This window comes from Chryseobacterium sp. MYb328 (assembly GCF_037572595.1).
Lineage (GTDB): Bacteria > Bacteroidota > Bacteroidia > Flavobacteriales > Weeksellaceae > Chryseobacterium > Chryseobacterium pennae.
The window spans coordinates 21695-33910 of record NZ_JBBGZQ010000017.1; the positions used below are offsets into that span (position 1 = coordinate 21695).

General features: G+C 35.3%; 11 protein-coding genes. 1 reads left to right on the forward strand and 10 read right to left on the reverse strand.

What is annotated here, in order from left to right:
- From WH267_RS16225 to WH267_RS16265, 9 genes are all read right to left on the reverse strand, one after another.
- Positions 1-966 carry a hypothetical protein gene (locus WH267_RS16225; RefSeq protein ID WP_340009724.1) on the reverse strand — a complete coding sequence of 322 codons (966 nt, stop codon included), beginning with the start codon at positions 964-966 and terminating at the stop codon, positions 1-3.
- Positions 967-1124: 158 nt separating this feature from the next.
- Positions 1125-1721, reverse strand: coding sequence for a GTP cyclohydrolase II (ribA, locus tag WH267_RS16230; RefSeq protein ID WP_340009726.1), 597 nt, complete (start codon positions 1719-1721; stop codon positions 1125-1127).
- Positions 1722-1739: 18 nt separating this feature from the next.
- Positions 1740-2198 (reverse strand): hypothetical protein, encoded by a 459-nt coding sequence (locus tag WH267_RS16235; protein WP_123321521.1) that lies wholly within the window; start codon positions 2196-2198, stop codon positions 1740-1742.
- Positions 2195-2809 carry a DUF4254 domain-containing protein gene (locus WH267_RS16240; protein ID WP_340009728.1) on the reverse strand — a complete coding sequence of 205 codons (615 nt, stop codon included), beginning with the start codon at positions 2807-2809 and terminating at the stop codon, positions 2195-2197. The genes WH267_RS16235 and WH267_RS16240 overlap by 4 nt, the downstream gene beginning before the upstream one ends.
- Before the next feature lie 15 nt (positions 2810-2824).
- A complete protein-coding gene (locus WH267_RS16245) occupies positions 2825-3037 on the reverse strand; it encodes a twin-arginine translocase TatA/TatE family subunit (RefSeq protein WP_115972755.1) in 213 nt (70 codons plus the stop codon).
- A gap of 31 nt (positions 3038-3068) precedes the next feature.
- Positions 3069-4631, reverse strand: coding sequence for a murein hydrolase activator EnvC family protein (locus WH267_RS16250; protein ID WP_340009729.1), 1563 nt, complete (start codon positions 4629-4631; stop codon positions 3069-3071).
- Positions 4628-5473, reverse strand: coding sequence for a DUF4292 domain-containing protein (locus WH267_RS16255; protein ID WP_115972753.1), 846 nt, complete (start codon positions 5471-5473; stop codon positions 4628-4630). The genes WH267_RS16250 and WH267_RS16255 overlap by 4 nt, the downstream gene beginning before the upstream one ends.
- A 113-nt stretch (positions 5474-5586) precedes the next feature.
- Positions 5587-6603: a sugar phosphate nucleotidyltransferase gene (locus WH267_RS16260; protein WP_123321524.1), complete on the reverse strand. Its 1017-nt coding sequence runs from the start codon at positions 6601-6603 to the stop codon at positions 5587-5589.
- Between the two features lie 146 nt (positions 6604-6749).
- Positions 6750-8177, reverse strand: coding sequence for an oligosaccharide flippase family protein (locus tag WH267_RS16265; protein ID WP_340009734.1), 1428 nt, complete (start codon positions 8175-8177; stop codon positions 6750-6752).
- 205 nt (positions 8178-8382) lie between these two features.
- On the opposite strand from WH267_RS16265, the gene WH267_RS16270 reads away from it, so the two are divergent.
- A complete protein-coding gene (locus WH267_RS16270; RefSeq protein WP_340009736.1) occupies positions 8383-9720 on the forward strand; it encodes a dihydroorotase in 1338 nt (445 codons plus the stop codon).
- 166 nt (positions 9721-9886) lie between these two features.
- On the opposite strand, the gene WH267_RS16275 is transcribed toward WH267_RS16270, so the two are convergent.
- On the reverse strand, positions 9887-12184 hold the full coding sequence (locus WH267_RS16275; RefSeq protein WP_340009738.1) for a GH92 family glycosyl hydrolase: 2298 nt from the start codon (positions 12182-12184) through the stop codon (positions 9887-9889).
- Between the last annotated feature and the right edge of the window lie 32 nt (positions 12185-12216).

Consider the following 12216-nt stretch of genomic DNA (forward strand, 5'->3'; position numbering starts at 1 on the left):
TTAAGAACATCTGAATCCTCCTGGATTACCACAAGGAGGATTAGGATTAGGGGTTACAACATGAGAAGGGTCAAAGGGCTTTTCTACAATTTTGATTCCAGTAACAAACATATTATAAGCATTTTTTGGTATGGAGGTTGCCCCTCTTTCTGCAAGTCCAGGCATAAAATAAATTATAAATGCATTTTTAGATTCGCTAGTAGAGAAGTTAAATGTCATTTCTTTTTTTTGGTTGTATGGTTCTGCTAATATGACAGTTTGAGATTTATAATAGTTCCTAACTACAAAAGGTGAAGGTTCAACAAAAGGCCTTGGTTCACAAGGATTATTTCCATTTATAGTAGGGCTGCTGGCTAGCTCTATCCCAATTGTTGGGAATGCTTCACTTTGAGGTACATCATACTTATTATCATCCCTTCTGTCCTCTCTGTTATTGTTTTTCGTTTTCCATATATAATCGGTAATCCATGCCGTTAATGTGATTTGATAAGTTACATTTGCCTTAAAAGGATGTTCTATAGAAAGTGCATTTGATTGAGGATTATTGGTAAGTGTGGTTTGTCCCCTATTGATAGTTGTTTTAGGAAGGTTCTCAATGTCAATTTTTATACCCTTCCAAAGAAATCCATCAGTTCTAGGCTTTCCATATCCTCTAAATGTATAACCAAAAAAGGAGAGTGGGGTTGGGCCAAATGCTGCTGTTGATTTATGTATATTTTCAACACTATATCCAGCTGTAAAAGTACATCCACCACCATCTGGATTTATAAGAGCTTTGTCTAATTTTAAATCCATAAGGGTTACCTCATTAAGACTATTGGCTAATAATTTTGAATGAGAATTTAGTACGGATTGATCCAGATCGGTTGTAAGAGGCAAAGTTTCATCTTGAGAATTAATAAGATCATTTGTACTTGTACAGCCTGTTAATAAAATAGTAGAGACAATAATTAGTGTTTTTTTCATAGTAAAATAATTTCAATGGCAAAGATATTATAATTTCATAAAATATACACTTGTTGGTGAAATATCAATAAACTTAGTCCTTTTAATTTATAATGATAATTAAAAAGCTCCAAAAAATATATTTTTCTGGAGCTTTTTAATAGTTTGTAATAAAGAAATTATTTATCATTGTCATCGAGCAGATGTCCAAAGAAATCTTTTTTTGTCTGTAAATAGCCTTTACTAATCTCGTTGGCCGGAATTTGTAATGGAATCCTTGAATTGAGATGAACATTACTCTCTACCACATATTTTACCTTTTCAGGATTATTGGTCAAAAGGTTGATGTCTTTTACATCCAACAGATTAAGAATTTCAATGGCTACACCAAAGTTTCTGTCATCTGCAGGAAGCCCAAGTTCAAGATTGGCCTGTACTGTATCAAGACCTTTCTCCTGTAATGAATAAGCTTTTAATTTATTGATGATGCCAATATTACGACCTTCCTGACGAAGGTATATAATAATTCCCCCGTTTTCGTGGATATATTTCATTGCTGCATCCAATTGCTGGCCGCATTCGCATTTTTTTGAATGGAAGACTTCTCCGGTAATACATTCTGAATGGAAACGGACATTCACAGGTTTTGAGAAATCTGTATTGTCTGCGATGATGGCCATGTGAGGCATCCAGTCGTTTTCATTTTCGGAGAAAGCGATCATTCGGAAATTGCCGTGCTCTGTAGGAACATTGGCTTCCGCCTGAATTTTAATCATTGATAATTCAATTAGTTTTTAACTTCCTGGTAAAGCATCTTCAATCACAGAAATATTGGTTTTTAAACGGACCAAATATCTGTTGAGAACTTCATCATCATCTTTGTCAAGGCTTTGTCTTTGCTTTTGAATCTTCTTGTATGATTTTTCGAAGCTTTTTAGTGCCCTACTTTTACCTGATGAATTATTGGCATCAATAGCATATAGATAATTCTGAAGGCTGTATTTCAAACTTGCCACCTCATCATTCAGCCCATTGTTTTTAAACTTAGGGAAAGTTGAGATAATATTTGAAATCTCAGATGCGTTTACATTTTCCTTGATATTGATATTAAAACTCTTCTTAGAGCCTCTATCTGAATCAGAGCCTTTTGTATCGCTATAAAAGTTATTTGACAGCGGAGAAAGGTTAAGCTTTTCCGTTGCGCAGGAAGATGTTAATAGTATTAGTACTCCAAAAAAAACTAGTCTTTTCATTTTTGTTGCCCTTTTTGATAAAGGATTGGGTTAAGACTTTCATCGTTATACATTTTCATTTGTTTGTATACTTTCATCTTAACATTACCGTTTTCAATATCAGCAAGCAACTGGTCTATAGAAGTTGACAGATCTTCCTTCTGAGTAAGCAGAACATCCAGTTTAGTCTGGCAGTTGTTCCTGTGTTCTTCAGAGGCAGATTCTCTATTGGCTTCTAATGACATATGATAGACCTTTAGTGCAAGGATAGATAATCTGTCTACTGCCCAAGCGGGAGTTTCCGTATTTATCTTTGCTTCAGGTTTAGGAGTTATATTTTCAAACTTATTAAGGAACCAGCTGTCTATATATTCTACCAGATCAGTTCTTTTCTGATTGGAGGCGTCTATTGTTCTCTTCAGTTGAAGAGCTTCAGCCGGATCAATATTTTCATCTCTAATTATATCTTCCAGATGCCATTGAACGGTATCAATCCAGTTCTTTGCATACAAAATCCGTTCCAAACTATCTTTTTCGAACGGGTTATTAATTAGAGCGTTAACGTCATCAGACACGTGATAGTCTTCAATAGATTGATTGAAGACTTTCCATGCAGTCTCAGTAAATTTCATTAATTCTAAGGAATTTTAGTTACTTGAAGAATTATTATCTGTAGAAGAAGATTTTTTTTCAGAACCTGGTTTGTCTTCTTCTTTCACCGCATCTTTAAATTCCTTGATTCCTGAACCTACTCCTCTCATAAGCTCCGGAATTTTCTTTCCTCCAAAAAGCAATACTAAAAGTATAGCTACGATAAGGATATGTTGCCAAGATAAGGCAAGTATTGTGAGTGTATTCATCTCTTAAAATTTTTGCAAAGTTACACTTTTTTTAATATGAAATCCAACCTAGTGGATCAACCGGTGTACTTCCGTTCCATACTTGGAAATCAAGGGTGTAAGCACCGTCAAAATCCTGAGCTACAGTTCCTACAGGGGTTCCGGCGGAAACCTGTTGTCCTTTGGAAACATTTACATTTCCTAAGTTGGAATAAATAGTAAAATAGCTTCCATGTTTAATGATTACAGTTTTTGTACCATCATTGTTTGCAAGTACTGAAGATACAGATCCCGGATATACAGATTTGGCACGGGTGCCTGCTGGTACAGAAAGTTTGATACCATTGTTTTCTTCTGTAATATTTTTGAATACAGGGTGTGGCTGTCTTCCGAAACGGTGGGTAATTCGTCCTGCTTTGTCTGTAGGATATCCTAATCTTCCTCTGCTTTCTGCAAAACTACTTCCTGTGGAGGTAGTAACTCCATAGCTTGTCATAGCCTTAGATTCTGCAGCTTTTTTGTCTTCTTCTTTTCTCTTGGCTAAGGCCAACTCTGCGGCTCTGGCTGCTGCGAGTTTATCTGCGGCTTCTTTAGATTTGGCAGCTGCTTCATCAGACGCTTTTTTAGCAGCTATTTTTCTTGCTTCATCTTTTGCGCTGGCTTCAGCTCTTGCAGCTTCTTCATTACGTTTTCTTTCTTCTTCAGCTCTTCTTGCAGCTAATTCTGCTGCTTTTTTAGCTTCAGCTTCAGCAATTCTTCTTTCTCTCTCCAAAGCTTCAGCTCTTGCTTTAGCCTCAGCTTCAATTCTTGCTTTTTCTCTTTCTGCAGCAAGTTTTGCTAAACGTATTTTTTCTGCTTCCGCTTTTCTTCTGGCTTCTTCTTCCGCTTTTGCAATTCTGATCTCTTCTGCAATAATTGCTCTGATCTGTCCTTCAAGAGCTTTGGACTGAACTTGTTTTTGCTTTAGCTCACCAGTAAGTTTTACTTCGTTCTTTTTAAAGTCAGCTACCAGTTGCTCTTTTTGAGCTCTTTCCGCATTAATCGTTGCTAAATCCTTCTGTTGATTTACCAGAAGGTTTTGTTTCTCTTTTACAGAGTTTTGTCTTTGCGTAATGGTTTTTTTGATCTGATTGGCTGCATCACTGATTTCAGCCGCTTTTTTATCCTGGTAATCAGAATATTGCTTTAGGTATTGTACTCTTCGAATACCTTCACCCAGATTTTTAGACGAAAGAATGAAGGTTACTTTATTCTGTACCCCTTTGTTTTTATAAGCATTTACCAAGACTTCAGCATAATTCTTTCTCAGAACGGCCAATTCCTTATTCTGACGGTTGATCTCAAGCTGCTTTAAATAGATGTCATCTTCAATAAATCTCTTTTCTTTCTGAGTGTTATTGTAGACCTTTTCTCTTAATACTAACTTTTGATTAACATTGGTAAGGTAGGCTATGGAAAGTTTAGATTCGCTTCTTGTTTTAGCTAAATCCGTATTTATTTGTGCAATTTGTTTTTTAAGTTCGGCATTCTGCTTCTGCAGCTGTTCTTTCTTCTGCTGTCCGTGGTGCAGTCCAAACATAAGAACACCTATTAAAAAGCTAAATTTTTTAATCATTTAATCTCAATTTTCTTATAACTGGATGGTACAGAATATGGTGTTTCCATCCTCGAAAAGTCAAATTTCGTATTTTCCAGTAAAATTTGACTAGATTTTGAACCTTTTATAATTATTTTAACATTTTGCGGAAGGCGTATTCCGTTGTATTCATTCCAGTCACTATATGATATTTCCAGTTCGTCCGGTGATAAAACATCTTTTAAATTGACACTTAATAAATCGTAATTGGTATCATATTGCAAAGCAATTTTATACTCTCTGCTTTTTTCATCGGTTACGATTTTCTGGTTTACATTGGAGACCATTTTATAACCTTGTGCATTTTGGGCTAAAGTAAATTGAGAATCGCTGATCTTTACAAAAGTTCTTCCCAAAAGGATTTTTTCCAAAGCTTTATAATCAATGAAGTTAACATTCAGCAGGTTATTAAGATAGTCGAAATCAGAATCAATGTAGGTTTTACTGGTTTTATCCTGGCCCTTTATTCCATCCGGGGTTGCAATACCTCTGGCAACATTAAATAAAAGAGCTCTCAGATTCATCCAGACCTTTTTATCATTTTCTATATAAATAGTAGCATCTAATGTAGGAATAAAACTTCCGGTTTCTACCCGCACTTTACTGTCTATTTTGATTTGCTCGAATTTTGGTGGGATCAATACATGTTCATAAAAGGTAAGTTTATCTCTTACCGGTTGATTTACATCTTTTGGGTTTCTGTTATCTTCTGTTGTTTGGATACTGTCCCTGCTATTGCCTGTAGTGTTTTTTACGGCATTACGGGTTTTACAGGAAGATAAGGCAAGAAGTAATAAAAGAAACGGGATCCAATTTTTCATGTATTTATCTTTTTTAATTAAAAAAATACGGTGCAATATTAACGCCAAACCACACAAAACATTTTGTGTGGTTTGGTTTATCTTATTTTAAATTAAATAATTACTAATCTTAATTATTTAGACAGGAAATCTAAAACAGAGTAATCTCCGAGTGAAATTTCTCTTGCCACTCCAAAATACTGAGCAGAATTCCCAATCATAGAATTGGAAAGGTTCCCGTGGTTGATTTTTGTGTTTTCCTGGATAAGAGAGTTCTCAATATTAGAGTTAACAATAGCTGTATTGTTTCCTAATGAAACTCCAGGTCCAACTTTAGAATTAGAAATTTTCACATTCTCACCAATAAAGCATGGTGGAATAATCAATGAGTTTTCAATTACAGCAGATGCCGGATAATGAGACATTTCTTCTTTTTCGTATTCAAGAATTTTACTGTTGGTTTCTACGGTTGCATTTTTGTTACCACAGTCCATCCAGTCATTCACTTTACCTAAAGTAAACTTAGCTCCTTTCGCTCTTAGGTTTTCCAATGCCATCGTCAACTGATATTCTCCGCCATTTTTAATGTCATTGTCCATGATGTAGTTGATCTCATCCATTAATTTTTCGGCACTGTTGAAATAATAGATTCCAATAATGGCAAGATCTGAAACAAATGTCTGAGGTTTTTCAACGAAATCAGTAATGAATCCATAGTTATCCAGCTTTACCACTCCGAATGCAGATGGATCCTCTACGCTTTTTACCCAGATTACCCCATCAGAGTTTTTATCCAATTGGAAATCTGCACGGAAAAGAGTATCAGCGAAAGCAATTACAACGTCTCCTGTCATTGACTGTTCAGCACATTTGATAGCATGAGCAGTTCCAAGAGGATCATTTTGATAATATAAACTTCCTTTTGCTCCCAGTTTTTCGGCGATCTGAATAAGTGATCTTTCGATCTCAGGACCAAAGTCTCCAATGATAAAAGCTACTTCTTCAATTTTTTCTCCTGCAACTTTAGCAATATCTTCTACCAATCTCTGTACGATAGGTTTTCCTGCAATAGGAATAAGCGGTTTTGGTACTGTCAGTGTATGTGGACGTAATCTGGAACCACGTCCAGCCATAGGAACAATAATTTTCATAGATGATATAACGATGTTTTTGTTTAAATGTAGGTATTTTTAGCTAAATATAGTAATTAAAACATTTTAGAAATATAATACTCATCATGTTTAACCACTCTGTTTGTTTTTTTAAGCTTAATAGTCATCAAAAGAGAGACCAAAGTTTAATTCTTCCTGATTCTTGATATAATCATATTTTTCTCAGAATAGATCAAAATGCCAAGGAAGGTTAAGAATAATAAATTACTTGTTAAAATATTATAGTTAAGATATTTTACAATGATAAAACTGAAAACGCCAAGCAATAGTAAGAAAAAAGATATTTTCTTCATTCTATAAGGGATCGGGTAATATTTCTGTCCCAGCAGATATGATATGATCATCATAATGGTGTATGCTCCGAATGTTGCCCATGCAGACCCCATCATACTGTGATAATAGGATAGTGCTAAGTAATTTAAAGCGATATTGATCCCTGCTCCAATCCATGAAATTGCAGTTCCAACACTTGTCCTGTCTGTTACTTTATACCATGTGGAAAAGTTATAGTATATTCCGAAACAAAGGTTGGCGATAACAATAATCGGGATAATATCTATAGCAATCCAATACGATTGATTGGGTATGAAAACACTTTTTAGCCAGGAAATATTAGCAATGATTCCCAGGGCAACAGCACATGCAAAGAAAGCAAAGTATTCTGCTACTTTAGCATAGGTCTTTTTGGCATCACCTTTATCCATTTGCTTAAAAAAGAAGGGTTCAATACCCATTCGGTAAGCGGTAACAAATAATGTCATCAGGACAGCCAGTTTATAACATCCTCCATAAGCACCGGCTTGCTCATCTGAAATATGACTTCTTTGAATGGACTTGTCAAAGTTTTCATTTACCATGAAAGCAAGACCTGCAAGCATTAATGGAAATGAATACTTAATCATACGTTTAAAAAGGGGAGCTACAAATTGGAATCTTACTTTCAATATAATGGGAAGTAGCAATAGAACTCCTAAGGCACTTCCTGCGAGATTACTGAAGAAAGGATAATCTACATTTTGATTTAAACCAAAGCTTTTCGAAACACTTTCCGGAATCCAGAAAAATAAAGCGGCTGTAAAAACTGCCTGAAATATAGACTGGAAAACTCTTACTGCTGAATATTTGATAGGCTTATTATGAAAACGGAGCCATGCAAACGGAATCACCAATAAATTATCGAAAAATGCAATTAATGCAAACCATTTAATATATTCAGGATTGTTGTGATACCCCAAATAATCGGCAATAGGCTGATTGAATAAGTAGCATAATGCAAGGAAAAGGGTAGAGGTAGAAAATAAAAACCAGAATGAAGTATTGAAGGTTTTTTTCTCGTTATCGTCTTCCGCAGAGAATCGGAAATAGGCAGTTTCAAAACCGAATGAAAGGATAATGTTGACAAATGAAATCCAGGCATAAAGCTGTGTGAAAATCGCAAAACCTTCATTGGGAATTTTATAGATCAAAAGTGGATTAAGAATAAATAAAATAATTCTTGGCGCAATGGCTCCCACTCCATAAATAATTGTTTGCCCTAATAATTTCTTATACAATTCGAAAAATTTTATGCAAATGTAAATATTTAGAAATTGATTTATTACGAGTGATCTTAAAATTCATTCATAAACCTTAATTTTGCTTTTTAGAGAAGTTAGAAGTAAGATGTTATCAGTTCATAATTATACTGAATAATTGGTTCTAATTGATAATTCAAGCTTTTTCTATCTTTAAATTTCTAATCTAATTTCTAAAAGTAAAATGAAGACCTTAATCAAAAATGTAAATATCGTTAATGAAGGAAAAATCTTTGAAAGCGATATCTTAATAGAAAATGATTTAATTTCTAAAATAGCTTCCGGTATTTCTGAAGATGCCGATCTGATGATTGACGGTACCGGAAAATACCTTCTTCCGGGAGTCATTGATGATCAGGTTCATTTTCGTGACCCGGGTCTTACCCATAAAGGAGATATTGAAACAGAATCAAGATCAGCGATTGCCGGTGGAGTGACCAGTTTTATTGATCAGCCTAATACTGTTCCTAATGCTGTTACTCAGGAATTATTAGCGGATAAATATGATATTGCTTCTCAGAAAGCTTATGCCAACTATGGTTTCATGATGGGAGGAACGAATGATAATCTTGAAGAAGTTTTAAAAACAAATCCCAGAAATGTTCCGGGAATTAAACTGTTCTTAGGGTCATCTACAGGAAATATGTTGGTTGATAATCCGGAGACCCTGGAAAACATCTTCAGCAATACAAAAATGCTGATTGCAGTTCATTGCGAAGATGAAGCCACTATCAGAGCCAACACCCAAAAGTATATGGATGAATATGGTGAAGATATCCCTGTAAAGTTTCATCATCTGATCAGAAGTGAAGAAGCATGTTATAAATCTTCATCCAAAGCTATTGAACTGGCAAAGAAAACCGGAGCAAGACTGCATGTTTTCCACCTTTCAACAGCTAAGGAGATGGAATTATTCAGAAATGATATTCCATTAAAAGATAAAAAGATTACGGCTGAGGTATGTGTTCACCATCTTACTTTTACAAATGAAGATTATAATACAAAAGGAGGTCTTATTAAATGGAATCCGGCTGTAAAAACACAAAAGGATAAAGATGCCCTTTGGGAAGCATTATTGGATGACAGAATTGATGTCATTGCAACGGATCATGCCCCTCATACTGCTGAGGAAAAGAATAATGTATATACAAAATGTCCTTCCGGAGCACCATTAGTTCAACATTCGTTGGTTGTCATGCTGGAAAACTATAAAAATGGTAAAATCTCCCTTGAGAAAATTGTAGAAAAAATGAGTCATAATCCGGCTATTCTTTTCAAAGTGGAAAAGAGAGGTTTTGTGAAAGAAGATTATAAAGCGGATCTTGTTTTGGTTGACTTAAATGCAGACTGGACAGTTTCTAAAGAGAATTTATTATACAAATGCGGTTGGAGCCCACTTGAAGGAATGAATTTTCATTCTAAAGTTACCCATACTTTTGTCAATGGACAGTTGGTTTATGATAATGGAAAAATTGCTGAGGAGAAATTTGGGGAGAGACTACTTTTCGAGGTGAAAGAATAATAAAAGTTATTATAACAATTCAATAGAAGCGGGCTTTAGCCCGCTTTTTTTATATAAAATTCCATTGGCTTTAGCCAAAACCTGTCAACAGGCTGATTGAAAAGGTTTATATAATCTGCGAGAGCTTATTTAAATATTAAATTTTGAAGAAATAGTTTCTCACGATCTATTTTTTAGCCTTATTGCCCATATAAAAAGTAAGTTTCCCACCATTCATAATTTCCGAATGTTTTAATGTAAAATTCTTAATTTCTCTTCCATTTAAGAGAATTTTCTGAACATATACATTTTGTGTGCTTTGGTTGATGGCTTCAATTTCAAAGGTTTTTCCATTTTCTAAATTTAAAATAGCTCTGTCAACTGCTGGACTTCCGATGGAATAGTTTTCTGAACCGGGTGAGACAGGGTAAAAGCCTAATGAACTTAAAATATACCATGCACTCATTTGTCCGGTATCATCATTTCCCCCTAAACCATCAGGAGTAGCTTTATATTGCATTTCAAGGATATGGCGGATCTGTGACTGTGTTTTCCAGGGTTGACCTGCCCAGTTATAAAGATAAGCAACATGATGAGCAGGTTCATTACCATGAACATATCCGCCAATAATACCTTCTCTGGTAATATCTTCCGTATCTGCAAAGAATTCATCCGGTAAGTGCATACTGAAGAGCTCATCAAGTTTTGAAGCAAACTTCTTTTTTCCACCCATCATTGTGATCAGTTCATCAGGATTTTGCGGAACAAAGAAGCTGTAGTTCCATGAGTTTCCTTCAATGAATCCCTGTCCGTGGGTACTTAAAACATCAAAATCTTTTTTGAAACTTCCGTCAGCCAGACGTGGGCGCATAAAGCCAGTGGTTTTATCGAAATTATTCTTCCAATTTTCAGAGCGTTTAATGAATTGATTATAAATTTCTGTTTCTCCCAGATGTTTTGCCAATTGAGCAATCGCCCAGTCGTCATAAGCATATTCAAGTGTGTTTGAAACGGAAGTTCCGTTTTTCTCCGCAGGAATATACCCTAAGTCAATATACTGTCCAATACCTTCATAGTCTCTTTTGTTGGCAGTTTCTACACATGCATTCAGGGCTTCTTTAGCATCACCATCATAGTTTCCTTTAATAATAGCATCGGCAACTACACTTACACTATGATAGCCACTCATACACCAGTTATCATTGGCATAATGAGACCAGATAGGTAGCATCTTCATAGAAAACTGATTATAATGAGCCATCATAGATCTCACCATATCATTATTCCGTTTGGGCTGGATAATATTAAAAAATGGATGGAGTGCCCGATAGGTATCCCAAAGAGAAAAGGTAGTATAATTAGTGAAATTTTCTGCTTTGTGAATATTCTGGTCCAATCCTTTATACTCTCCATTTACATCCATATAGGTTGTGGGATTGATGAATGTGTGATACATTGCAGTATAGAAATTGGTCTTTTGAATGTCAGAACCTTTAATAATAATTTTATTCAATTCTTTATTCCAATCTTCCTGTGCTTTTGCCTTAATCTGATCAAACGTTAAATTTCCAGCTTCTTTTTCAAGATTTTCCTGAGCGTTAGCCTGGCTTACAGGAGAAATTGCAAGTTTAATCTCAATAGATTCGTTCTCATTCGTATCAAAGTCAAAGTACATTTTCAGATTCTTACCGGCGATTTCCGGAAAATTTTTTGTCTGATCAAACTTTCTCCAAAATCCTTTGTAGACCTGCTTTTCATCATAATTTTTCTGACCGTATGATTTGAAAGGTTTTGAGAACTTCATTGCAAAATAAACCGTTCTGATTCTTGCCCAGCCGTTGGTCTGACGATACCCTGTAATGGTATTGCCATTCTCTACACGGGCGTAGGTCCATACATTTTTTCCATCATAATTGTAGATGCCTGCCATCAGATCCAGAATAATATGGGATTGTTCAGATTTAGGAAAAGTATACCGATGAACTCCAACTCTTGGAGTGGCTGTTAATTCAGCAAGAATGTTATGATCTTCGAGCTTTACCTGATAATATCCGGCTTCCGCTCTCTCGTTTTGATGTGAAAATCTGCTTCTGTATCCGTTTTCAGGATGAGATGCTGTTCCGGGATTAAGCTGAAGTTTCCCTACAGTAGGCATCACCAGAAAATCCCCCAGGTCAGAATGGCCTGTACCACTGAAATGAGTAGAACTGAAACCTGTAATGGTTTTATCCTCATAACGGTAACCTGCGCAATATTTATACACCTCACCATTGTATTTCCCGTTAAGTTCATAAGAAATACTATCTGTTTCCGGGCTTAATTGTATGGCTCCAAAAGGAACAGTAGCTCCGGGATACGTATGTCCCATTTTTTCAGTTCCGATAAGTGGATTTACATATTGGTATAATCTTTCAAATTTTTGAGCTTTAAAATGTATGCTTAAAAATAATAGAAACAGAAAAAAAGTGGGTTTGTGATTTTTCATTAATAACAAATTTTCAAAGGTTAAAATTAATT

Coding starts and splice junctions, on each gene's coding strand:
- WH267_RS16225 (WP_340009724.1), bottom strand. CDS start 966: ATGAAAAAAACACTAATTATTGTCTCTACTATTTTATTAACAGGCTGT.
- ribA (WP_340009726.1), bottom strand. CDS start 1,721: ATGATTAAAATTCAGGCGGAAGCCAATGTTCCTACAGAGCACGGCAAT.
- WH267_RS16235 (WP_123321521.1), bottom strand. CDS start 2,198: ATGAAAAGACTAGTTTTTTTTGGAGTACTAATACTATTAACATCTTCC.
- WH267_RS16240 (WP_340009728.1), bottom strand. CDS start 2,809: ATGAAATTTACTGAGACTGCATGGAAAGTCTTCAATCAATCTATTGAA.
- WH267_RS16245 (WP_115972755.1), bottom strand. CDS start 3,037: ATGAATACACTCACAATACTTGCCTTATCTTGGCAACATATCCTTATC.
- WH267_RS16250 (WP_340009729.1), bottom strand. CDS start 4,631: ATGATTAAAAAATTTAGCTTTTTAATAGGTGTTCTTATGTTTGGACTG.
- WH267_RS16255 (WP_115972753.1), bottom strand. CDS start 5,473: ATGAAAAATTGGATCCCGTTTCTTTTATTACTTCTTGCCTTATCTTCC.
- WH267_RS16260 (WP_123321524.1), bottom strand. CDS start 6,603: ATGAAAATTATTGTTCCTATGGCTGGACGTGGTTCCAGATTACGTCCA.
- WH267_RS16270 (WP_340009736.1), top strand. CDS start 8,383: ATGAAGACCTTAATCAAAAATGTAAATATCGTTAATGAAGGAAAAATC.
- WH267_RS16275 (WP_340009738.1), bottom strand. CDS start 12,184: ATGAAAAATCACAAACCCACTTTTTTTCTGTTTCTATTATTTTTAAGC.